The following is a 24,862-nucleotide window of genomic DNA, read 5'->3' as shown; positions in this document are numbered from 1 at the left end:
CTATTGGTGCGGAAAAGATCATTGATCGGCGCGAAAATGACGTTTTTCGTCATTTTCTTGACGAATGTGGCGTTTTGCGCTATTATCCTGCTCATGGTAGACGAAATCGATCGAGAAATCATTCGCTTGCTGCAATATGATGGCCGGATGCCGTTTACGGAAATTGCCGAAAAAGTAGGTATTTCGGAAAGTTCTGCCCGTCGGCGTTTCAATCAGATGACCTCGGATGGTGTTTTGCAGATCGTCGGGATTGCCGACCCGCAAGATTTGGGCTGGAACGAAGCCGGGATGATTGGCATCAGCGTGCAGCCCGACAGAATCAACGAGGTTGCCAAAGAAATTGCTCAACTGCCTGAGGTTTCTTACCTATTTCAAGTCGCGGGTGAATTTGACCTCTTTGCCGAGGTTGTTTGCAAGGATCGCCAGCATTTTGTTTTTTTTCTGAACGATAATCTGCAAAAAATTCCCGGTGTGACCAATACGCGCTCGTTTTTAATGTTAAAAATGCACAAATTATCCTATCGTTGGGGTCATGCCGAACCGCCAAAACCATAAACAGGAGTTGAAAATGCCCGGTGAATTTGCCGTAGAACTTATTAATGTTGCCAAGCAATTTGATCAAGTCGTCGCGGTGGATGATGTCTCGCTTCAGATCCGCGATGGCGAGTTCTTTTCGCTTTTAGGCCCCAGTGGATGCGGCAAGACAACCACGCTGCGCATGATCGGGGGTTTCGAAATGCCTACTGCCGGGGATGTGCTGATTGGTGGCGAAATTCAGGGGTTTAAACCGCCCTTCCAACGTCCGGTCAACACCGTTTTTCAAAGTTATGCTCTTTTCCCTCACATGACGATTTTTGATAATGTAGCCTTCGGCTTGCAAATGAAAAAAGTTGCTAAAAATGAGATCAAAGAACGCGTCAACGAGATGCTCGAATTGGTGCAATTGCCCGGCGTGGGGCATCGCAAACCCGATCAGCTTTCGGGCGGGCAGCAACAGCGCATTGCCCTGGCTCGGGCGCTGATTAATAAGCCAAAGGTGTTGTTGCTGGATGAGCCATTAGGCGCGTTGGATTTAAAATTGCGCAAAGCCATGCAGCTTGAACTCAAAGCTTTGCAGCAACGCGTAGGTATCACCTTCATCTATGTCACGCACGATCAAGAAGAAGCCCTGACGATGTCGGACCGCATTGCGGTGATGAACGAAGGCAAGGTTTGGCAACTGGACAACCCGGAGGAAATTTACGAGCATCCGGCCAATCGTTTTGTCGCCGATTTTATTGGTGAAACTAATTTCATGGAGGGGAAAGTCTCGCGGTTGACGGATGAGCGTGTTTTTGTGGCTGTAGATGAGCAAGTCCCGGTCCCTTTGTTGCCCACGCGTGATGTTCAGGTGGGGCAGGCGGTGACGGTGGCTGTACGCCCAGAGAAGCTCTCTGTTTCGGCGGAGAAAAAGCGCGAGGTCGATATTCCTGGCACGGTTGATGAAGTCATCTATATTGGCACGGATATACGTTATATCGTTCGCATCACAGACGGAACTACCCTGGCAGTACGCGAGCAAAATCGTGGCGGTTTGTCTGCACAGCGCTTCAGCGCCGGAGATCATATCCACATTGGTTGGTATGCCCGCAATGCCAGCTTGTTGACAGAATAACGTCAGGAGATGTTTGATGCAAACTGACAAACGAAAAAAATGGCGCGTTTTTGGCCTGATTTTCCCTAGTCTATTCTGGTTAGTGGTGTTTTTTGCCATTCCTCTGGTTTTAGTGTTGGCAATGAGTTTTGGCGAGCGCGGCACCTACGGTGGCGTCGAGTGGAATTTGAATCTGGAGAATTTCGCCCGCTTTTTTGATTTTTCAGACCCGCTTTACCTGCGCATCTTTGGGCGCACCTTGTATATTGCTGCCATTACAACCGTAGTTTCTTTTCTAATTGGCTATCCGATGGCGTTTTGGATTGCATCCCAGCCGGAGAAGCGGCGTAATTCCTTGTTGATGATGTTGATGCTGCCCTTCTGGACGAATTTTCTGGTGCGCACCTACGCCTGGATTCTCATTTTGCGTGATCAGGGTGTGATCAATACGATTTGGGTTGGCCATATTCACAATGCTGCGCTATGGCTAGAAAATACGCTCCCCTGGCTGCCACTGGAAGGGTTTGTGCAGGTTACAGCCAATCCGCTGCCCCTTTTTGGCACCACACTGGCAATTGTCATCGGCTTGGTTTACGGCTGGCTGCCCGATATGGTGCTGCCCTGCTATGCAGCAATAGAACGCTTTGATGGTTCGCTGGTGGAAGCCGCCCAGGATTTATATGCCAATCGCATGCAGGCATTCATTCGGGTGATTTTTCCGTTGACTCTCCCTGGGGTGATTGCCGGTTCAATTTTGGTGTTCATCCCCTCCCTGGGGGCGTACGTCACGCCCGATCTGTTAGGAGGCGCCAAATCGGTGATGATCGGCAATGTCATTTATTCGCAATTCATGTCGGCCAGGGATTATCCATTCGGAGCAACGATCTCATTTGTACTCATGGCGCTGATGTTGGCCGGTACTTTGTTCTACTTCCGCTTCACCGTCGCGGGGCAGAAAGGAGAACCTAATCATGGCTAGCCGCCTGAATCAGAAACCGTTGAAAATTCCTTTGCGGCTGAAAATTGGCCGTTACGCCCTGACTGCCCACGGGTTGATGAGCTACTTTTTCTTGTATGCGCCGATCATTATATTGATTATTTTTTCGTTCAACGCCTCGAAATTTGTTACTGGCAGTTGGCATGGTTTTACTTTGGAATGGTATAAAAAGTTATTCGTTGACGAAGCTATCGGGGCGGCTCTGCGAAACAGTCTTTATGTTAGTTTGATTGCAACTTTTATTTCCACGATCTTTGGCACGATGGTTTCCCTGGCGATGGAACGCTACGATTTCTGGGGCAAGCTGCCTTTTGATGCGCTGCTCTACCTGCCGATTATTATTCCCGATATTGCTATGGCGGTCATGCTGCTACTTTTCTTCGTGATGGTCAAAATGCCTCTGGGACGGCTGACGATCATCATTTCGCATATCGCTTTCGATATTTCCTTTGTGGCGATTGTTGTTCGCGCCCGTCTGGCACAATTTGATGATGCGCTCGAAGAGGCCGCTCAAGATTTATATGCCAATAATTGGAAGACGTTCCGCTATGTAACTTTTCCGTTGTTATTGCCTGGTATCCTGGCCGGAGCGCTGCTGGCTTTCACGCTGTCTTTAGATGATTTTGTAATCACCTTTTTTACATCAGGGCCAGGCGCTACAACACTGCCTTTGCGAATTTACTCGTTGGTTAAGCTTGGCGTAACACCCGAAATCAACGCGCTCTCAGCCGTCATGCTGATGGCATCTTTCGTATTTGTGGTCATTTCATTCTCATTACAGAAAGGAGGCAATGGCAAAGTAGATTTAGTTTAAATAGAATACATCAATCCGAATAATGAACTATGGCTTTTCGTTTACGGTAGCGAAAGCCCTACGAGTATAAAAATCATAACTACTCAGGCTTACGCCTTCGCAAGAAAATCAGTAAAAGTGTGTATTTCATTACCGTAGGCTAAGTAATGGTTTCTAAAGGTGTTTATATGCCAAAGGAGGCATCAAGATGAAAAAAATTCTCGTTCTTAGTATGTTATTGCTCGCATTGTCGCTTGTGCTAATTGGCTGTCAGGGTCAGCAAGAGGCCGCAGCCCCAGCAGAAGCGGAACCCGCTCAGGAAGAAGTTGCTACTGAACTTCACATCTATAATTGGAGTGAGTATATTGATCCTGAGGTTTATACTGCCTTTGAAGAAGAATACGGTATCAAAGTCATTGAAGATACCTTCTCTAGCAATGAAGAACTGCTGGCGAAAATTCAGGCTGGGGCCGCGGGTTACGATCTCATCGTTCCGTCTGACTATATGGTCGAAATTATGATTGCCGAAGGGCTGGTGGCGGAACTCAATCACGCCAACGTGCCCAATATCGCTAATCTCTCCGCGTTATTTAGCGATCCCCCCTTTGATCCGGGTCTGACCTACTGTGTTCCTTATCAGTGGGGTACCACCGGCATCGGGTATAACAGCGAAGTTTTCGAAGATGCTCCCGCAAGCTGGGCGTATATCTTTGATCCGGTGATGGCCGCCGAATACGAAGGCAAAATCACAATGCTCAACGATAGCCGAGAGTCCATCGGCGCAGCGCTCAAGTATCTAGGCTACTCGCTGAACACTACCAACGAAGCCGAACTCGAAGAAGCGAAAGAATTGCTGATCCAGACCAAACCCTTCATCTTCTCGTATGACTCCGATCAATTTGAAGACTTGATCGCAGCAAACGAGGTTGTCATTGGGCATGGTTGGAGTGGCGACTACTTCATGGCCGCTGTTGACGACGAGCGCATCTGGTACGTCATCCCCGAAGAAGGCGGCGTTGTCTGGGCTGACAACCTGTGCATCCCGTTGACTTCAAAAAATCAGGATGCGGCTGAACTTTTCATCAATTACATTTTGCAGCCCGAAATAGCCGCGCAGATCACTAACTTCACCTGGTATGGCAGTCCGGTTGAAGCAGCCAACGAGTTCATTGATCCTGAAATTCTTGAAGAACCAGCCATTTACCCTTCGGCTGAGACGATGGAGCGCCTGGAATGGATTCAGGATGTTGGCGATGCTACCCCGCTGTACGAACGCATTTGGACAGAAGTAAAAGCATCTGAATAAATTGTGAAGAAGTGGGACGTACTTAATTAAAAAGTGCGTCCCACTTGCGAGGATGAGCTATGTATATCAACGGAAAATTCACCAACGGGAACTCCGTCGAACGCATCCCGATCATCAACCCTGCCACCGAAGAAGCCTTCGCCGATTCAGCCCGCGGCACCATCGAAGATGCGTTTGTTGCCGTCGCGGCTGCCAAAGTGGCTTTTCAGGAATGGAAGCGCACCCCGGCCAACGAGCGCGCGGCTGCTTTGCACGCCGTGGCTGCAAAAATCCGTGAACATCATGACGAAATCGTACACCTGCTGACGCTCGAAGAAGGCAAGCCCATCCCCGAGAACGATGAAGAACTTTGGTGGGTCGAAGAAACTTTCGACTACTACGCCGAGTTAGCGCGCCACGAACGCGGGCGCGTGATTCCCCCAGGCGATCCGGGACAGTTCAATTTTGTGATTAAAGAACCGTATGGCGTGGTGGGCTGCATTGTGCCCTGGAATTATCCGCTTTTGTTATTGGCCTGGAAAATGGCCCCGGCGCTGGCTGCGGGCAATACGGTGGTGATTAAGCCTTCGGAGTTGACGCCGCTGGCTACCCTGAAGTTGGTCGAAGTGGCCTGCGATCATCTACCCCCGGGGGTGGTCAACGTAGTGACGGGCTATGGCCCGGAGGTAGGCGAACCCCTGGTGACGCATCCTGATGTCCCGGTGATCGCCTTTACCGGCTCGCTGGCTGTTGGACAGCGCATTGCCACATTGGCTGGACCAATGATGAAGAAACTGCATCTCGAACTGGGTGGCAAAGACCCCATGGTCATCGCTCCCGACGCCGAGATGGATATGGCTGTCAGCGGGCTGGCCTATGCGGCCCTGATCAACACCGGGCAGGTCTGCACCAGCACCGAGCGCGTGTATGTGCATGAGAGCATCTTCGGGCAATTTAGCGAAGAACTGGTCGATTTTGTCGGAAAACTGCGCATAGGAAACGGAATGGATAAAGGCGTCGACATCGGGCCGATGATCCGCAATCGGTTTCGCGAGAAAGTGGAAGGCCAGCTTGCGGAGGCACAGGCTGCGGGTGCAAATATCCTCATCGGCGGCCAGCGGCCAGCCCAATTTTCACGCGGGTTCTTCCTGGCTCCTGCGGTGGTTACCGGCGTGGATCATAGTATGCGCCTGATGCGTGAGGAAACCTTCGGGCCAGTCATCCCTCTGATGCCCTACAAGGATTTCGACGAAGCCATCGCGCTTGCCAACGATTGCCAGTATGGGTTGGGCGCGACGCTGATGAGCCGCGATGCCCGTCTGGTGAAGCGCTTTTTTGATGAAGTCAAAGGCGGCACGATCTGGATCAATGACCCCCTGACCGATAATTTCGCCGGGCCGTTTGGCGGCATGAAGATGTCGGGCCTGGGCCGCGAACTTGGGCAAGAAGGTCTCGATGAGTACTATGATGTCAAACATGTTCATTGGGATATTGAGGGCGGCGTGAAGGACTATTGGTATCCGTATTAGCTTGCAGCTTCAAGCGGCAAGCCAAAAGATGCAAGCTATGGGCATGAAAAGGATGTAAACAGTGGCGCGAGATTTTAAAAAGATCATCGTCTGGCAAAAGGCTGATGATTTGGCCGTGGCGATCTACGGGATTACGCACTCATATTTTCCAGATGCCGAAAAATATGGTCTTACTTCGCAAATTCGCAGAGCGGCTGTATCTGTGGCTGCCAATATTGCGGAAGGGTCAGGTAGACACACACCAGCCGATTTTTTGCGCTTTTTAGGATTTGCTCAGGGATCACTTTCAGAAGTTGAATACCATTTGCATTTAGCTCACCGTCTGGGTTATGTTGACGATGCTGTATACCAAAACCTGGAAGACCAGCGCGCTGAAGTTGGGCGGGTTCTTACAGGTTTTATCAAAGCCGTTCGTAAACAGAAGAATGCTTGAAGCTGGAGCCTTGAACCTTGAAGCTAACATCTTTTTGGACTGACAAATACCCCCGCCCTGCTGATTTGTCGGTGGTTGCGGAACTGCCCACCGAAGTGGATGTTGCGATCATCGGTGGCGGATATACTGGCCTGAGCGCGGCGCGTACGCTTACGAAGAGCGGCGTTTCGGTGGCTGTGCTGGAACGCGAGATGATTGGCTGGGGGGCATCTTCTCGCAATGCGGGCATCACCGGATGCGGCCTGAAACGCGGCACGCCCGCAGTTTTTGAGCGTTACGGCGAAAAATATGGCCGTATTTTCTGGCAGGCCTCACTTGATGCGCTCAATCTGATTGAAGAGTTGGTTGCCGAAGAAGGCATTGACTGCGACTGGCAGCAAAATGGTGATTTGGCGGTTGCATTCAAGCCATCGCATTTTGAAAACTTCAAAACCAGGCAGGCCTGGCATAAAAAACATCTAGGCCACGAGTTACGCTTGATTTCCCCCGATGAATTGCGTACCGAAATTGGCAGCGACGCGTTTTTCGGCGGTCTGCTGGACGACCACGGCGCAGGCATTCACCCGGCAAAATTGGTTTTCGGGCTGGCTGAAGTTGCTGCGAAATATGGCGCTCAACTTTTTGAACATGCCGCGGTCACGCGTATTGAAAAATTGGCCGCGGGTTATAACTTGCACACCACCCGTGGCGTGCTGCGTGCAAAAGAAGTTATCATGGCAACCAACGGCTACACCGACCGACTGGTGCGCAAACTCAAACCCCGAGTTTTTGCGGGGGGCAGTTACAGCATCGTGACTGAACCGCTCTCGAAAGACATACAGCACGAAATCAGCCCTCGTAGCCGCGTTTTTTGGGACTCAAAATGGTTTCTCAACTATTTTCGTCTCACCCCCGATGGACGTCTGCTGTGGGGTGGTCGCAACAATTTGAGTACAAATCTGGATTTGAGCGAATCTACCCAACAATTGCGCGCCGGAATGCTGCGAGCATTTCCGCAGCTTGCGGATGTGGCCGTCACGCACACCTGGACGGGGCAGCTTGGCCTGACCTTCGACTTGATGCCTCATATTGGGCGCGTTGAAAATATCCATTACGCGCTGGGATATGGCGGCCACGGCTTGCACACGGCGTTGTGGCTGGGCCATGAATTGGCGCAAATGCTCACCGGCGAAAAATCAAACTCACCTTTCGCTGAAATTTCACATCAAACCTATTTCTTTTATCGCAACCGCACCTGGTTTTTGCCGATGGCGGCGTTGTATTATCGGATAAGGGATTGGCTATCTTGACAATGGTTGGCAGGTTACAGGTTGAAAGTTGATGGTTCAATAATTTTCAACCTGCAACCTTAAACTTTCAACACAAGGTTAATCACTATGGCAAATAACATTGATGTACTCTCCCCCGTTTGGACTCATCTCACGCAAATTCAGCCTGTGCGCGCCGAAGGGATTTATCTCTACGACGCCGAAGGTCAGCGCTATACCGATTTCACTTGCGGAATTGGCGTAACCAATACCGGCCACTGCCACCCCAAAGTGGTCAAGGCCATTCAGGATCAGGCCGAAAAACTGATCTTCGGGCAGATGAATATCGTCATTCCGCCCATGTCGCTGGCGTTGGCCGAAGCCCTCAACGAAATCACGTCCCCGGAGATTGATACTTTCTTCTTCTCGAATAGTGGGGCAGAAGCTATCGAGGGCGCGGTTAAACTGGCGCGTCATGCCAGCGGCAAGCGCAATATTGTTGTCTTCCAGGGCAGCTTTCACGGACGCACCGCCCAGACGATGGCGATGACGACCTCGAAGTATATCTATCGCTACAACTACCAACCCCTGCCCGGCGGCATTTTTACCGCGCCCTTCCCATACAGCTATTTTTACGGCTGGGATGAAGAAGAGACGATTGACTTCTGCCTGAAAGAGTTGGATCGCCTCTTCCACGGAGAGACATTGCCTGAAGAAACGGCGGCTATCGTTATCGAGCCGGTTCTCGGCGAAGGGGGCTATGTCCCCGCGCCGGATGGTTTTATGCAGGCCTTGCGCCAGTTCTGTGATCAGAATGAGATTTTATTGATCGCTGACGAAGTTCAGACTGGCTTTGGACGCACGGGCAAGTTCTTCGCCTGTGAATATTCTGGCGTTGTACCGGATATATTGGTGATGGCCAAAGGATTGGGTAGCGGCGTGCCGATCTCGGCGATTGCCTCGCGTCGCCAATTGATGGAAAAATGGAAGCCTGGTTCCCACGGCGGAACCTATGGCGGTGGCAGCGCCATTGCAGCGGCGGCAGCCCTGGCGACCATCCAGGTGATGAAGGAAGAGAAATTGGTTGAAAATTCTGCTGCCCGCGGCGAGCAATTACTGGCCGCGTTGCGCAAGCTGCAGGCCAAATATCCAGTTATCGGCGATGTGCGTGGCCGCGGCTTGATGGTAGCGACTGAGTTTAGCAAACCCGATGGCTCACCGGATAAAGAAACGACCAAAGCGGTTGCGGCTGCCTGCATGAAGAAAAACCTGATGCTCCTGACCTGCGGCACCTACGAAAACGTCGTCCGCTGGATTCCACCCTTGATCGTTACCGAACAGCAAATCGCCGAAGCACTGGACATCTTCGAAGTAGCTTTAGCGCAGAACGCATAAAAAATATCAAACACGGAGACACGGAGAACACTGAAAATTTAGAAAAGACAAAAAACTCCGTGCGCTCTGTGTCTCCGTGGTGAATTATTGAATATGGAATCGAATCGGCTTTTGGAAAACCGTGTTGCCCTGATCACTGGCGGCACCTCGGGCATTGGTAAGGCCACCGTGCGCGTGTTTGCCGAAGCCGGTGCAAAAGTGGCCTTCACGGGCCGCCGTGCCAACCTGGGCGAAGCCATCGTCACCGAGATCAATGCCGCAGGTGGGCAGGCGCTTTTTGTCCTCGCCGATCACACTCGCCCGGAAGATTGCCAGCACAGCCTTGAGATGGTTTTAGCCGAATTTGGCCGTCTGAACATTCTCTTCAACAACGCCGGGATCGTCGTCGAGGGCACTGCCGAAAGTACCACCGAAGCCGATTGGCAAGACACCCTGAACCTTAACGTGACCGCTGTTTGGCGTATGAGTAAATTGGTCATTCCACACATGCGCCAACAGGGCGGCGGTGTAATTATCAACAACGCCTCCGACTGGGGGCTGGTGGGCGCGCGTAACGCCCTGGCCTATGCCGCCAGCAAAGGCGCTGTGATTCAGATGACCCGTAGCATGGCGCTCGATCACGCCCATGAGCATATTCGCGTCAATGCGGTTTGCCCTGGTGACACGATTGTCGAACGCTGGCTGGAAGATGGCTATTTTCGCGGCAGCCCTCCCGTCACCGAAGCCGACATCCAACGCGATAGTTCGCATCTGCCCATGCGTAGAGCCGCCCGCGCTGAAGAAATCGCTCAGGCGGTGCTGTTTTTAGCCAGTGATATGTCATCGTATATCACCGGCGCGGTCCTGCCCATTGATGGCGGCAATACTGCACAATGATTCATTTACAGGTTGAAGGTCGAAAGTCTAGCCTTCAACTTCCAACCAAAAATTATGAACATCTGGCGTATTAACACCCAAACACAAGATTATCGTATCGACCCCGTCCAAAATGGTTGGGAAAAACTCGGTGGGCGCGGGCTTCTGGCGCGCATTCTGCTCACTGAAGTTGAGCCTACCTGCGAGCCGCTTGGCCCGCGCAACAAACTCATCTTTGCGCCCGGACTGCTGGTGGGGCATATGCTCTCATCACTGGATCGTATCTCGATTGGTGGTAAAAGCCCGCTCACCGGGGGCATCAAGGAGGCCAACGCCGGAGGACGCACGGGGCTGCAACTTGCCCAATTGGGAATCCACGCCTTGATTATTGAAGATCAACCCCAGAGCGAAGGTTGGTGGACGATCCACCTCTCAAAAGCTGGCATCCGCTTTGAGGATGCCTCTCACCTGGTTGGCCTGGGCGTTTTTGAATCCGCAAAACAACTCGCCCAAGAATTTGGCTCCGAAGCGGCTATCGCGCTAATTGGCCCCGGTGGCGAGATGGGACTGGCCTCGGCGGGCATCCAAAATAACGATAATGATGGCCTGCCCGCGCGCATTGCCGCCCGCGGCGGCCTGGGCGCGGTGATGGGCTCCAAGCGCATTAAAGCGATTGTGATTGACGCTTCCGATGGCGAGAAGCCGCCGATTGCCGACCTGCCTGCTTTCCGTGCGGCCCAAAAAATGTACAACAAGGCGCTTGTAAGTCACCCACAGACCAAAACCTACGCTGATTATGGCACCGCCGCAATGACCAATCTGACCAACCATTTCGGCGCGTTGCCCACGCTCAATTTTTCCAGCGGCGAGTTTGAAGCCGCCGAGAAGATCAGTGGCGAGTATATGCGTGATTTGCTGCTGCAACGCGGCGGCGAAAGCGATACAACCCACGCCTGTATGGCGGGTTGCGCCATACGCTGCTCGAATAATTACGGCGGCGCAGATGGCAAATCGCTGGTTTCACCGCTCGAGTACGAGACCATCGGCCTGATGGGTTCCAACCTGGGGATTGACGATTTGGATACTGTGGCGCTTTTGAATTGGGCAGTTAACGATCTGGGTTTGGATTCCATCGAAGTGGGCGCCGCGTTAGGTGTCGCGGCAGATGCCGGTCTGCTCGAATGGGGGGATGGCGGACGCGCTCTAGAGTTGATCAGCGAAATTCGAGAGGGTACTCCCCTCGGGCGGATTTTGGGCAGCGGGGCTACCACTACCGGGCGTGTCCTGGGCGTGGAGCGGGTTCCTGCCGCCAAAGGCCAGGCTATTTCAGCCTACGATCCGCGCGCCATCAAGGGCACTGGTGTGACCTACGCCACCTCGCCCCAGGGTGCAGACCACACTGCCGGGCTGACGATCCGCGCCCAGGTGGATCATACCAAGCCAGAGGGACAGGCGGCGCTCTCGCGCGGCGCGCAGATCAATATGGCTGGCTACGACACCCTGGGAGCCTGCATCTTCGCCGGGTTCGGCTTCGCCGCCGCGCCCCCGGAGACGATTGCCTTCCTGCTCAACGCCCGCTACGGCTGGAACGTTGGCAACGATATTTTGCAAGTGTTGGGCCGCGAGACGCTGGAACTGGAGCGCGAATTTAATCGCCGCGCCGGGTTTACTGCCGCCCATGACCGCCTGCCCGAATGGCTGACCCGTGAGCCGTTGCCGCCCACGGGCGCTGTTTTTGATATAAGCGAAGAAGATTTGGATAGTGTGTTTGACTGGTAAGTAATTCCAAGTGAGAGTCACTTTCTAAAGGGACACTCACTTATCATGATTTCATTGGAGATACCCTATGACCCTGCAAGGCCCGAAAACCCATGAATTGTTCGAGAAAGCATTGCAACATATTCCTCATGGCGTAAACTCGAATTTCCGCTACTGGGGGGATGACGATACCCTGATTATCAAGCGCGGCGAAGGCGCTTATATCTGGGATATGGATGATAAGCGTTATATCGACTATCGTCTGGCATTTGGCCCGGTTATTCTGGGCCACGCAGACCCCAGAGTGACAAAGCGCGTTCAGGAAGCGATTGAAGGTGGCAACCTGTTCGCTTGGACAACACCGCTGGAAATCAGCGTGGCTGAACGTATCAAGCGTCTGACCGGTGTAGATAAAGTGCGGCTGACCAATACGGGTACCGAGGCTACCTTTCATGCGCTGCGGATTGCCCGCGCCTACACCGGGCGCGAGAAATTCATCAAATTTGAAGGCCAATACCACGGCATGATTGATTATTTCATGTTTGGTACGGCTTCATCCAACGAGTCTCAATTAGGCTTGCGTACTGACCCTCGTAGCGCGGCGATGAGTTTGGGCATTCCCAAGGGAATTGGTGATTACGTACTCAATTTGCCCTATAACGATCTGGAACGCCTGGAAGAAACGTTGGCGCAGCAAAGCGAGGAAATCGCCGCTATTTTTGTCGAGCCAATTTTGGGCAACGCCGCCGGGATTATGCCTCAATCCGGTTTTCTGGAAGGCATCCGCGCCCTGTGCGATCAATATGGCATTGTGCTGGTCTTTGATGAAGTAAAAACCGGCTTTCGCATTGCCAACGGCGGGGCGCAGGAATATTTCGGCATCAAAGCCGACCTTGCGACCTACGCCAAATCGCTGGGGAATGGCTTCCCGGTTGCGGCCATCGGCGGCAAGGAAGAAATCATGATGACGGTACAACCAGGCGCAATGGCTCATGGTGGCACCTATTCGGGGAATGTGGCTGGCGTTGCTGCTGCAGACGCTACGTTGGAAATTCTAGAAAACGAGCCGATCATCGAGACGATCAACGCCCGTGGGAAAGCTCTGATGGAAGGCATTGACGAAATTCTTACCGAGCAGAATATTCCGCATGTGGTTACCGGCGTGCCTTCAATGCTCGGTATTCTGTTAGGCACAGACCAAGAACCGCGCGAATTCCGTGATTATATCAAGGGCGACGCTGAACTCTACGACAAAATTGGCATGGCGCTTATCGAACGGGGCATCCAGCCCGACTCGGATGGCCGCGAACCCTGGTTCCTGTGTGCTGCCCTGAGCGAAGAAGATGTTGCAGAAACACTGAATGTGTTTAATGATGCAGTGAAAGCGGTCAAGTGAGACTCTAACTAGGAGGATACTTATGTCCTACGGTTATATTGGAAAAATCCTACATGTACATCTGGCTGATTCTCGTTTTGAAGTTGAGACTCCGCCCGAAGATTTTTATCGTAAATATATGGGGGGTAGCGCAATGGGGATGCACTATCTTTTCAAGCATACCCCTGCTCACGCCGATCCGCTGGGGCCGGAGAACACCCTGGTATTTTCGACCGGGGTTGTCACCGGCGCGCCTGTCTCCGGGCAGAGCCGCCTGACGGCTACGGCCAAATCGCCGCTGACCGATGGGGTGGGCGACTCGCAGTCGGGGGGCTTTTTCCCCGCGGAGTTGAAATTCGCCGGGTTTGATGCCCTCGTAATCCACGGTCAGGCCTCGGAGGCAGTCTATCTCTCAATTAAGGACGGTCAACCCGAACTACGTCCCGCTGCTCACCTTTTGGGCAGGGATACCGCTGAGGTAGACGATCTGATTAAGGCAGAATTGGACGATAAACGCTATCAGGTTTTGCAAACCGGCCTGGCGGGGGAAAATGGCGTGCGTTTTGCGGCGCTGATGACGATGGCGAACCGCGCTCACGGGCGTAATGGCCTGGGCGCAGTTATGGCTGCGAAAAATCTAAAAGCCATCGCGGTGCGCGGCAGCAGTAAGCGCCTGCCGGTGGCCGACTCAAAAGGCTTGAATGAAATAGCCCGCTGGGGTTCGCAGAATTTCCCCGACTCGGATATTTTTGGCATGGGCGTGCATGGTACAGCCGAGGTGTTAGGTTATCAGAACGAAGCGGGTGGCTTGCCGACACGCAACTGGGAGAGCGGTGCTTTTGATGGCTGGGAAGCGATTGACGGCCCAACGATGACCGAGCGCATTTTGAAGGAGCGTGATACCTGCTATGCCTGTACAGTGCGCTGCAAGCGAGTGGTTGAAGTGTTGGAAGGGCCGTTCCAGTCTGAGGCGCGCTACGGCGGCCCGGAGTATGAGACGCTCTCAACTTTTGGTTCGTATTGCGGCGTGGATAATCTGGAAGCGATTGCGACGGCTAACCAATTATGCAATCAGTATGGCATGGATACGATCTCATGCGGGGCGACGATTGCCTGGGCGATGGACTGCTTTGAACATGGCTTGCTGACTGCGGAAGATACTGGCGGCATTGAATTGCGCTACGGCGACGCGGCGGCGATGGTTAGGATGGTGACGATGATCGCCCGACGGGAAGGTTTCGGCGATGTGTTGGCTGAAGGCTCGGCGCGGGCGGCTGAAAAGCTGGGCGTGGGCCAGGATTTGGTGGTCACCACCAAGAAGCAGGAGATGCCTGCTCACATGCCGCAGACCAAACGCTCATTGGGTTTGATTTATGCCGTCAACCCCTTCGGCGCCGATCACCAATCCAGCGAACATGATGGCTCATATGGTGATTATCCCGAACGCATGGCGCAAATTGGCCTGACGGATGGCGACAAGGCCGATGGTTTGAACCGTGAAAAAGTGCAGTTTGCGCTAACCACGCAGTATCTCTACTCTGCGCTGGATTCGGTATCGGTTTGCCAGTTTGTTTACGGCCCTTCGTGGCACTTGATGGATGCCGAGCAGTTGGCAGAGATGACCAGTAAAGTCACCGGTTGGGATGTCACCGTGGAGGAGTTGCTCGAAGTTGGCAAACGGCGCTTGAATATGCTGCAAGTTTTCAATGCCCGCGAGGGCTTCACCCGCGCTGATGATATATTGCCCAAGAAGTTGTACCAACCCCTAAAGGGCGGCGCCAGCGATGGCGTGCATCTAACCGAACAAGAATTGGAGACGGCCAAAGATATCTACTATGAAATGGCTGGTTGGGATGTGGAAAGCGGCACACCCACCGCTGAATTGTTGGCTGAGTTGGGCTTGGATTGGATTTAGTGTGATAGGTTAAAAGTTGAAAGTTACAGGTTTTAACTTGTAACTTTCAATCTGTAACCTTCAACGTTCAACGTTTAATAAACAAACAATCAGGAGAACAAATATGCGTATCGTAGTCTTAGGCGGCGCCGGTAAAATGGGCTGCATCGCTGTGCAAGACCTGGCGGGGGACGACCGCGTTGACGAAGTTGTCATCGCCGACTTCAATCTCGAAAACGCCCAAATTGTGGCGGACTATATCAACAGCCCCAAAATCAGCATTCAATTTGTGGATGTTAACGATCATGTCGGGCTTGTGGACGCGCTCACAGGCGCAGATGCTTGCCTGAATGCCACTGTTTATTACACCAACCTTCAAATTATGGAAGCCTGCCTCGAGGCAGCCACGCACTACACCGATATGGGGGGGTTGTTCCATACTACCTTGAAGCAACTCAAACTTAGCGAGCGTTTCGCCGAGAAGGGCCTTAGCGCCGTGCTGGGTATGGGTTCTGCCCCGGGCATTCCCAATATTCAATCGCGTTATGCTGCCGACCGCCTGGACTCCATCGAGTACATCCGCATTTACGATGGCATCAAACCGCCCGCGCCAGATGATGTGCGCTTCACCTACGCCGTGCCGACGATCATCGACGAGTTGACTCTCTCCCCGATGGTCTACCGGGATGGCGAGTTCGTGGCCGAAAAACCACTCACCGGTTTTGAAGACTACTGGTTCGCGGCCCCGGTTGGCCTGTTGCCCATGCACTACTCGCTCCACTCCGAGGTTGCCACAATCCCGATCACTTTCAAAGACAAAGGTGTCAAGGAATGTTTCTTCAAGATTAACTATTGGGGCATGGCCAAAGAGACCGTCGATAAAGTCAATGTTTTGGCTGAATTTGGTTTTGCCGGGCGCGAGCCGGTGGAAGTTGGCGATGCAAAAGTCACACCGCGCGAATTCACGGTTGCCATGATGGGCAACTATGTTCCGCCGATTGTCGATTTTCTGGCCCCGCCCAAGAATCAGGCTCCGGATTGGGTCAAGGAAATTGTCACCGAAGTCAAGGGCACCAAAGATGGAAAAGATGTCACTTACCGTTTGGGCACGCTGACTGTCAAAGGGGCGCTGCCCACCGGGGTTGCACCAGCCCTCTCAGCCATCTGGCTGGCCGCCGGGCGCGTGGAACCGGGCGTTTATCCGCCTGAAGCGGCCTTCGATCCTGTATCCTTCTTCGAAGATTTAGAAACCCGCGGTATCGTTACGCAAGTGACTGTCACCCATAAAGTTACAGACTAAAGCAGAAAATTTGGGTCTGGTAAAATACGCCCTGGGTTGGCTTGCGTTATAGTCAACCTGGGGCGATTTTGTTTATAGGTTTTCGAAGGGAGAATCATGTCATATCTGCATCATTTGGAATGTTCTGCATGTGGGGAAAGTATTGACCCTGCCATCTTGCAAACCTTCTGCCAGAACTGTCAGGCACCTCTGTTGGTGCGCTACGATCTGGAGAAGATGCGCGCGAAGGTAGACCGCGACGCGATTACGCACAGACCAAAAGGAATGTGGCGCTGGCGCGAAATATTACCGGTGCTTGCACAAGAGAATATGCTCTTTTTAGGGGAAGGCGATACCCCGCTATTACAACTTAATACTTCAGGGGCTAAGTTGGGTTTATCTCAGCTCTATGTCAAAGATGAGAGCATCAACCCCACGGGGACTTTCAAAGCGCGTGGATTGGCCGCCGCGGTATCTAAGGCCAAAGAGTTGGGCGTCACCAAAGTTATTATTCCCACAGCGGGCAATGCGGGTGGAGCGATGGCCGCTTACGCCGCGCGTGGCGGCATGCAGGCGCATATCTTCATGCCTGCCGATACCCCCTATGCCAATCAGTACGAGAGTCAGATTGTGGGGGCTAGCATCGAATTGGTTGATGGTCTAATCAGCGATGCGGCCAGACTGGCGCACGAAAAAGCCGTTGCCGAAGGCTGGTTTGATGTCTCGACCTTCAAAGAGCCGTATCGCACGGAGGGCAAGAAGATCATGGGCTATGAACTGGCTGAGCAATTTGGCTGGACTTTGCCCGATGTGATTATTTATCCCACAGGGGGTGGTACCGGGCTGGTGGGGATGTGGAAAGCCTTCGACGAGATGGAAGCCCTTGGATGGTTGGAATCCAGCCAAAGACCGCGCATGGTGGCTGTGCAGGCCGCGGGCTGCGCCCCGATTATCAAAGCCTTTGACGATGGCGCTACATCTAGCGAATTCTGGAATGGCGCTCAAACCGTCGCCGCGGGATTACGTGTCCCCAAGAGCTTTGCCGATAAAATTATCCTCGATGATTTACGCGCGAGCCACGGCACTGCAATTGCCGTCAGTGATGAGCAGCTACTGGCTGCGCAACGCTTTTTGGCTTCAAGGGAAGGTATTTTCGCGGCGCCGGAGGGAGCTGCTACCCTGGCCGGTTTGATTCAGTTGAAAGAAAAAGGTTGGGTCGCGCCGGATGAGCGTGTCGTACTTTTTAACACTGGCACTGGATTGAAATATATCCCGGCTGGATGAATTTGTAAAAGATTCTCAAAAAAACACGCCAGTGTGCAAAAGTGCGCTGGGGTGTCTTTTTTTTAGGAAATATTCCCACTAACCATCGCCAGCGAGAAACTGCCCCGTATAGCTTTTTTCCACCTGTGCTACATCCTCAGGCGTACCCTCGGCGACAATATAACCGCCCTTCTCGCCGCCCTCCGGGCCGAGGTCAATAATCCAGTCGGCAGTGCGTACCACATCCAGGTTGTGTTCGATGACCACAACCGTGTTGCCAGCATCCACCAGGCGGTGCAATACATCCAGCAAGCGTTGGATGTCGGCGAAGTGCAGGCCGGTGGTCGGCTCATCGAGGATGTATAGCGTGCGCCCGGTAGCGGCGCGGCTCAACTCTTTAGCCAGCTTGACACGCTGCGCTTCACCGCCACTCAATGTCAGGGCGCTTTGGCCGAGCTTAATATAGTCCAGACCGACATCGTGCAGGGTTTGTAGGATTTTGGCAATTTTGGGGTGATGTTCGAAAAAGTCCAGCGCTTCTTGCACATCCATATCCAGCACTTCGGCGATATGCTTGCCTTTGTACGTCACCGCCAGGGTTTGACGATTGAAACGTTTCCCTTCGCAGGTTGCACAGCGTACCCATACATCGGCCAGAAAGTGCATTTCAACTTTTTTGAAACCGTAGCCCTGGCAATCTTCGCAGCGTCCCCCTTTGACGTTGAAACTAAAGCGTCCGGCCTTAAAGCCTAGCGCTTTCGCTTCGGGCATCTCGGCAAACACTTTGCGGATTTCGCCCAGCACGCCCGCGTAGGTGCCAGGGTTCGAGCGCGGGTTGCGACCAATCGGGTCTTGAGTAATATTGATGATCTTGTCGATTTGCTCCAGGCCGTTGATACCGTCGTGCGGGCCTGGGGTTGCCATCTTGGCGTTGTGCAGGGCGCGTGCCAGGGCGGGATGCAATGTCTGGGCGATGAGGCTGCTCTTACCCGAGCCGCTGACTCCGGTGACGCAGGTGAGTGTGCCCAAGGGGAAGTTGGCGTCGATTCCCTTTAGGTTGTGGAGGCGTGCGCCTCGAACAGTGACTACCCCCGTAGGAGTCCGTCGTGCCTGCCCATTGGGTGCAGTCACCCGCTTCTCGCCAGAGAGATACTGTCCGGTCAGCGAATCCGGCGTTAATATAATTTCCTCCGACGAACCGGCGAAGACCAGCTCCCCGCCCAGCACGCCGGGGCCGGGGCCGAGATCAATGATCCAGTCGGCAGCGTGCATGGTGGCTTCATCGTGCTCAACTACCAACACCGTGTTGCCGATGTCGCGCAGATGGATCAGGGTATCGAGCAGGGCGCGGTGATCACGGGCGTGCAGCCCGATGGAAGGCTCATCGAGGATGTAGAGCACGCCCACCAACCCGCTTCCGATCTGCGAGGCCAGGCGGATGCGCTGTCCTTCGCCGCCGGAAAGGGTGGGTGCCGAACGGTCGAGGGTGAGATAATGCAGCCCAACATTGCGCAAGAAACCCAGGCGCTGCTGAATTTCTTTGACGAGTTCAACGCCAATTTGCAACTGCTCGGCGGTGAGTTTTTCGGGCAAGGCGTTCACCCAATTGTGCAGTTGTTCAATGCTCCAGGCGGTCATTTCGGGCATTCGCACACTGTCGATCGTGACGAAACGGGCTTCGGCAGTCAGGCGTTCGCCCGCGCACTTGGGGCAGGGCAATTGGCTCATGAAACTCATATAATGGCGGCGGGTGTATTCCGATTTTGTCTGGCGAAATAGCCGGTTAATATGATGGACAATACCCAACGCCGGACGGTGGCTTTCTCCGCTCCACGAACCGTCTCCGGATTCATATTGAAAGTGAAATTTTGTCTCGCCGGAGCCATGCAAGAGCGTATGGCGAAATTCTTCGGAGAGTTCATTCCAGGGGTTTTCAATATCTACACCGTAATGTTCGGCAATCACTTTGAGCTGGCTGGCGCGCCATTTGCTTTTCTTTTTGCGGATATTGCCATACCAGCGCGAGGCGCCATCGAGCAGGGAGAGATGTGGATGTTCAACAATCAGCTCGGGGTCAACCTGGAGATGCACGCCCAGGCCATTGCATGTATCGCACATGCCCAGGGGCGAGTTGAAACTAAACATGTGCGGCTCCAGCTTGGGGAAACTGAGTTCACACGCTGAGCAGGCATTATGCTCACTGAGCGTGATTTCTTCGTTTTCAGCCCTCGCCCCTAACCCCTCTCCCGCAGGGAAGGGGGCGATAGAAACAATCAGCACGCCGTCGCCCGCGCGCAGCGTGGTTTCGACGGAGTCCATCAGGCGGGTGGGGAAGTCGTTTTCTCCCCTCACCCCAGGCCCCTCTCCCGCGGGGAGAGATGAATCTGACTCCCTGCTCCCATTGGGAGACGGGCTGGGGATGTGGGTTTCAGGCACAACCAACCGATCAACTACCAGCTCAATATTGTGCTTCTTCTGTTTATCCAGCGTCGGGATTTTTGCAGCAAGGTCAATCATCTCCCCGTTAATGCGGGCGCGGGAATAGCCGTTTTGGAGGGCTTGTTTGAGTGGCTTGACGAAAGTTCCTTTGCGATTGCGAGCGATGGGGGCCAGAAGCTGGAAGCGCGTTCCTGGGGGGAGTTGGCTCAGTTGATTGGCGATTTGCTGCGCCGATTGGGGTTGCACAGCGCGGCCACACTGCGGACAGTAGGGTGTGCCCAGGCGGGCGTATAGCACGCGCAGATAATCGAGAATCTCGGTAACAGTTCCCACGGTGGAGCGCGGGTTGCGGCTGATGGTTTTTTGTTCGATAGCAATCGCCGGGCTAAGGCCGGTGATCTGATCGACGAGGGGCTTTTCCATCTGCTCCATGAACTGCCGCGCAAAGGAGGAAAGACTCTCTACATAGCGGCGCTGACCCTCGGCGTAGATCGTATCGAAAGCCAGCGACGACTTGCCGCTGCCGCTGACCCCGGTGACAACCACCAGTTTGTGCCGCGGAATGGCGACAGTGATATTCTTTAAGTTGTGCTGTCTGGCCCCGCGCACGACAATATCGCCCAGGCCGGGTGCGACCATATTTTGTTGCGCGTAGGCCGGGTGTTCTCCGGGCAACTCTTCAGATTTTGAGAAACGGTTACCGGTTGAAAGTTGGAAGTTGGAAGTTGAACCTTCAACCTGTAACCTGTAACTTTCACCTGATGATAATTCTGCTAATCTATCCATGTCTGAGGGTAGTAGCGCATCCACGCTGGCAAGTTGGATGTCATCAATCACACCGAGTTGGCGTAGTTTGGCATAGAGCCGTTTTGTGCGCGGCAACTCATCGAAAAAGGCGCGCAATTCGTCGAAGTTTTCGTCAGGGTTATGGGTCAGATCGGCAATGTGGTCGAGCAGAGCTTTGTCGTTCACTGTCATGGATGTTTCGGGCTTGTAGTGTAGCTCATCCCAATAGTCAAAGAGACCTAATTCGAGTTTATTCAGCGCCTGAAAGTCGTGCAGTAGGTTGCCGCGGATGCATGGGAATCCCTTCCAGCGTCCGCTGTAACGGAATAGATCTGAACGCACTTTTCCGGCGCGGGCTAACTTCCACGCTGAACCGGCCACGTAAAAATCATGATCGCGGCGGATGTTTGTCAGGTCGCAGGTAGGGTCAAATTTTATTTGTTCCTGCCCCTCAAGTGCGAGCATCTCGTTGGGGTCAACCAAAATCATACCGCCGATGTCGGGGTCAACAAGAATCCAGCGTTCTTGTGCTGCATCCCAATACTCGCTGATCCAATGATCGCCTTTATAGGCAACGCTTGGTTTGAAATAATCTTCAAACCCCACGCGCATCCGGGCGGGGATGCCTTTGTGACGTAGCAGCGATACGAGGAAGATGGCGAAATCGCGGCACATGCCGATCTGTTTTTCTCTCGCTTGGCGGGGCACTGTTAAGGGTGCAGGGTCAAGTTCGGTGATGCGCGCCAAGCGCTGCTCCATGGTGCGCAGACGTTGTTCGGCGCGGCTTTCGCGGGTCAGCGTGACACTGTTCGATTGGGCCGCATTGCGGTGCAGCATCTGCCCCTGGATAATGCGGATCAGCCCGGGGATATCATCGGGCAGGCCCTCGTAGAGCGAGCGATATGTCCCAGCGTCGGTCAGTGGGCTGTGCGTTCGGTAGTAGTCGAGTTGCTTGGGGGTCATGCAAATGTCCTTTTGGGAGATAGCACGTATGTTCTGCTATTTTATCATTAACGCATGGTTTTGGTGAATAGGTTGTCTTAAAAAATTGTTTTGTATCAGCACAAAAATAGAGTTCCATTTGGAAATACGGTTATTTGCCGCGTCTGTTCAAACTACTCTTGATGATTACAAAAAATTTGTGTTTTGTTACTTATTGGGTTGTATGAACGACTAAATAAACAGAAATCCCAAACACACAATTTTCATAAGGAGATTTACCATGAAGAACATCACTAAAATTTCCCACAAAGCACTTCCCTTGTTGGTAGTCGCTGTTATGGCGCTGAGTTCAATCGCTGCCGCAGCCCCCAATGGTTTTACCGCCGATCTGGCCGTGACCGATATTTACCACAAAAACCAGCCCCACGGACAGTTCCATGCCCGTATCGCCAATCACGGTCCCGGGACGCTGAGCAATGTACAGGTGACTTTGTTTTGTGGCTACGATAGCATCGACAAGAATACCGGAAAAATTGGCCCCAGCAAGCAAAAGACCATCAAAGTTAAACTCAGTCTCAGCCCCGGCCAGACTCAAGAGGTGCCAACGGGACTCAATTATGACACCAGCGTATACAATTATCAGGTTGGCTGCGAAGTGAAAGTCGGCTTCAATGACCCCAACAAAGGCAACAACTTCCGCTCAGAGAGCCTTAAAACAGCCGGTGGAAACTCCGGCGGTAGCTCTGGAAACGCTGGTAAATTCACCGCTGATATCGCCGTGACCGATATTTACCCCGGCAACCAGCCCCACGGCCAGTTTCATGTCCGTATCACCAATCGCGGCCCGGGCACGCTTCAAAATGTCAAGGTCAACGTGACCTGTTCATCCGAGCGCACCGATAAAAATAATGGGCAACTGAGCAGCGGGGGCAACCGTAACTTCGCCGTCAACCTGAATCTCAGCCCCGGACAAACTCAAGATTTTGCCACCGGTCTGAAACTCGACACAACTATATTTGATTATCTTGTCGGCTGCCAAGTGAAGCCTGACTTCAATGATCCCAACAGCGGCAACAACGTATACTCAGAGCAGTTCCACTAATCTCATCAGCTTGACGAAAAATTGGGCCTTCTCGAATATCATGGAGAAGGCCTGATTGTTTAATCACCCTTAGGCGTATTGCAAACAAGCTGCATATAACACTTCGATGGCATGTTTGTTTTCGCTGGATCGGCAGCGTTCTGCGTGCATTTGGGAGAAATATCTCCCGGATTTGGTTACTCCCTTGGGCGCAGTCGCCAACCACACAGGAGTGGCCGCTCCCTGCTCGGGGGTTTCGCTGCCTCCAAAGCCTAGATCGTTGCTCAGGGTTGAATTCACATCCCCAGGGTGGCAGCTATTCACCGAAATGCCCACTGGTTTGAGACGCTCCGCGAAGGCTACCGTCAACATGCGGTTGGCCTGCTTGGACTGGCGATAGGCTGTGCCATTGCGATAGGCGCGTTGCTTGAACTCTAGATCGTCAATATCGAGATCGCCGGCCCAATAGCTGGCAACATTGATCACCCGCGCCGGCGCGCCAGCTTTGAGATTCGGCGTGAAAGCCTGGGTCATCCAGAAATAACTCAACACATTGACAGCGAATTGCGTCTCGATGCCCTCGGGCGTCTCGTGCCGTTTGCGCGGGCTGAGGGCGGCATTGTTAATGAGTATGTGCAGCGGGCCTTGCCATTCTTCCGCTAGTGTGTAAATTTCAGCGCGACGTGAAAGGTCGCATAGCTCATAACGAATGGCCTGATTTCCTGTTGCCTGAATGATGTCTTGGACAGACTTTTGGGCTTTGGCCTCATTTCGCGCTATGAGCACAACTTCGTAATTTGAGTGTTTTGCCAAGCCACTGGCAATCGCTTCGCCAATAGCGCCGGTAGCGCCGGTGATCATGGCAACTGTTTTAACTTGATTCATGATGTACCCTGCGTGGTTTTCGTTGAATGGAAAGGATCGCCAAACCGATGAAGATCAACCCAATTCCCAGCCCCGCACTGGGATTAAATCGCTCGCCCAGTACGAAAATTCCCAGCAGACTGGCTGTGAGCGGCTCTGATAAAGTTAATGTTGTCGCCTTGGCAACCGGCACAGTCTTTAGCCCGTTACCGAAGAAGAGATATGCCGCTGCGGTCGCAAATAATCCCAGATGTAGCGCTACCATCCAACCGCTTGGCTCTGCCAACCAGGATAAATCTTGCGTGAAAAGCAATGGTGAAAGCAGCACGGCTCCCAGACAGAATACAACCGCCATGGCTGCTTCGGGCTGGACGCGTTCCAGTAAATTTTTACTGGCTACCGCAAAGGTGGCATAGGCGAGACCCGATAACAAGGCGAAAACAACCCCCAATGGATCAATACTTACTTGTTCGCCGGGGGCAACCAGTACAATGCCTCCGCCAACAGCCAATGCGGTCGCCAAGCCCCATTTCCAGCCAGGACGCTCTTTGCGCACAAACCAGCCCATCAGCCCGGCTAGAATCGGCGCGCTGCCGATCGTGACAATCGTCCCCGTTGCGACACCAGTTTTGGCAACTCCGGCAAAAAAGAACAAGTTATATGCTGCCATGCTCAATCCGGAGAGCAGAGTAGTCGCCAGCGGCCAGCGAATACCTCGCAAAGATTGTCCACGCCAGCGTGAGAATACCAATAGCGCCAATCCGCCAAGCGCCAGCCGTACTGCGCCGATGGAAATTGGGGTTGCTCCTTGTGGCGCAAAAGTTTGGCTAGTGCCGGTCGTACCCCAAAGTACAGCGGCCAGAATGATCCAAATTTCGCCAGGAAACTTATACATAGATGCCTTGTCACTCCTAAACATGATAAGCATATGTACAACAACTTGCCAGATATTATTCTATCCTAGCAGTTTGTCGGAGAGGCAAGTACTTTGACAACATAAATAGCCCGATGGGG

Annotated in this window: 19 protein-coding genes; 16 read left to right on the top strand and 3 right to left on the bottom strand. The window is 53.1% G+C overall.

The window, feature by feature from the left end:
- Positions 1–36 precede the first annotated feature (36 nt).
- From HN413_10305 to HN413_10235, 15 genes are all read left to right on the top strand, one after another.
- A complete protein-coding gene (locus tag HN413_10305; protein MBT3390793.1) occupies positions 37–555 on the top strand; it encodes an Lrp/AsnC family transcriptional regulator in 519 nt (172 codons plus the stop codon).
- Between the two features lie 13 nt (positions 556–568).
- On the top strand, positions 569–1,654 hold the full coding sequence (locus tag HN413_10300; GenBank protein ID MBT3390792.1) for an ABC transporter ATP-binding protein: 1,086 nt from the start codon (positions 569–571) through the stop codon (positions 1,652–1,654).
- Positions 1,655–1,670: 16 nt separating this feature from the next.
- Complete coding sequence (locus HN413_10295; GenBank protein ID MBT3390791.1) at positions 1,671–2,612, top strand: ABC transporter permease; 942 nt, start codon at positions 1,671–1,673, stop codon at positions 2,610–2,612.
- 4 nt (positions 2,613–2,616) lie between these two features.
- Positions 2,617–3,444 (top strand): ABC transporter permease, encoded by an 828-nt coding sequence (locus tag HN413_10290; GenBank protein MBT3390790.1) that lies wholly within the window; start codon positions 2,617–2,619, stop codon positions 3,442–3,444.
- A 187-nt stretch (positions 3,445–3,631) separates the two neighbouring features.
- A complete protein-coding gene (locus tag HN413_10285; GenBank protein ID MBT3390789.1) occupies positions 3,632–4,729 on the top strand; it encodes a spermidine/putrescine ABC transporter substrate-binding protein in 1,098 nt (365 codons plus the stop codon).
- 59 nt (positions 4,730–4,788) lie between these two features.
- Positions 4,789–6,237: an aldehyde dehydrogenase gene (locus tag HN413_10280; GenBank protein ID MBT3390788.1), complete on the top strand. Its 1,449-nt coding sequence runs from the start codon at positions 4,789–4,791 to the stop codon at positions 6,235–6,237.
- 61 nt (positions 6,238–6,298) lie between these two features.
- Complete coding sequence (locus HN413_10275; protein MBT3390787.1) at positions 6,299–6,670, top strand: four helix bundle protein; 372 nt, start codon at positions 6,299–6,301, stop codon at positions 6,668–6,670.
- 17 nt (positions 6,671–6,687) lie between these two features.
- The gene (locus HN413_10270; GenBank protein MBT3390786.1) at positions 6,688–7,959 is read left to right on the top strand and encodes an FAD-binding oxidoreductase; all 1,272 of its coding nucleotides are present in this window, start codon (positions 6,688–6,690) and stop codon (positions 7,957–7,959) included.
- Between the two features lie 87 nt (positions 7,960–8,046).
- Positions 8,047–9,312 carry an aminotransferase class III-fold pyridoxal phosphate-dependent enzyme gene (locus HN413_10265; GenBank protein ID MBT3390785.1) on the top strand — a complete coding sequence of 422 codons (1,266 nt, stop codon included), beginning with the start codon at positions 8,047–8,049 and terminating at the stop codon, positions 9,310–9,312.
- 93 nt (positions 9,313–9,405) lie between these two features.
- Positions 9,406–10,188, top strand: a complete 783-nt coding sequence (locus HN413_10260; protein MBT3390784.1) for an SDR family oxidoreductase — start codon at positions 9,406–9,408, stop codon at positions 10,186–10,188.
- A 54-nt stretch (positions 10,189–10,242) separates the two neighbouring features.
- On the top strand, positions 10,243–11,946 hold the full coding sequence (locus tag HN413_10255) for an aldehyde ferredoxin oxidoreductase (protein ID MBT3390783.1): 1,704 nt from the start codon (positions 10,243–10,245) through the stop codon (positions 11,944–11,946).
- A gap of 67 nt (positions 11,947–12,013) precedes the next feature.
- On the top strand, positions 12,014–13,321 hold the full coding sequence (locus HN413_10250) for an aspartate aminotransferase family protein (GenBank protein ID MBT3390782.1): 1,308 nt from the start codon (positions 12,014–12,016) through the stop codon (positions 13,319–13,321).
- Positions 13,322–13,343: 22 nt separating this feature from the next.
- A complete protein-coding gene (locus tag HN413_10245; protein MBT3390781.1) occupies positions 13,344–15,215 on the top strand; it encodes an aldehyde ferredoxin oxidoreductase family protein in 1,872 nt (623 codons plus the stop codon).
- A gap of 103 nt (positions 15,216–15,318) precedes the next feature.
- Entirely contained in the window at positions 15,319–16,494 is a 1,176-nt protein-coding gene (locus HN413_10240; protein ID MBT3390780.1) for a hypothetical protein, read from the top strand.
- Positions 16,495–16,590: 96 nt separating this feature from the next.
- Positions 16,591–17,757 (top strand): threonine synthase, encoded by a 1,167-nt coding sequence (locus HN413_10235; GenBank protein ID MBT3390779.1) that lies wholly within the window; start codon positions 16,591–16,593, stop codon positions 17,755–17,757.
- Between the two features lie 78 nt (positions 17,758–17,835).
- Here the strand turns inward: HN413_10235 and uvrA are convergent, their stop codons facing one another.
- Positions 17,836–21,924: an excinuclease ABC subunit UvrA gene (gene uvrA, locus HN413_10230; protein MBT3390778.1), complete on the bottom strand. Its 4,089-nt coding sequence runs from the start codon at positions 21,922–21,924 to the stop codon at positions 17,836–17,838.
- Positions 21,925–22,183: 259 nt separating this feature from the next.
- Between uvrA and HN413_10225 the strand changes: the two genes are divergently transcribed.
- Positions 22,184–23,005 (top strand): hypothetical protein, encoded by an 822-nt coding sequence (locus tag HN413_10225; protein MBT3390777.1) that lies wholly within the window; start codon positions 22,184–22,186, stop codon positions 23,003–23,005.
- Positions 23,006–23,074: 69 nt separating this feature from the next.
- On the opposite strand, the gene HN413_10220 is transcribed toward HN413_10225, so the two are convergent.
- Positions 23,075–23,869 (bottom strand): SDR family NAD(P)-dependent oxidoreductase, encoded by a 795-nt coding sequence (locus tag HN413_10220; protein ID MBT3390776.1) that lies wholly within the window; start codon positions 23,867–23,869, stop codon positions 23,075–23,077.
- Positions 23,856–24,743: an EamA family transporter gene (locus tag HN413_10215; GenBank protein ID MBT3390775.1), complete on the bottom strand. Its 888-nt coding sequence runs from the start codon at positions 24,741–24,743 to the stop codon at positions 23,856–23,858. Before HN413_10215 ends, HN413_10220 begins: the two co-directional genes overlap by 14 nt.
- Positions 24,744–24,862 lie beyond the last annotated feature (119 nt).

This window comes from Chloroflexota bacterium, from assembly GCA_018648225.1.
Taxonomy (GTDB): Bacteria; Chloroflexota; Anaerolineae; order Anaerolineales; family UBA11858; genus NIOZ-UU35.
Note: the sequence above shows the minus strand (reverse complement) of the source record. Positions and strands in the feature narration are given on the sequence as shown.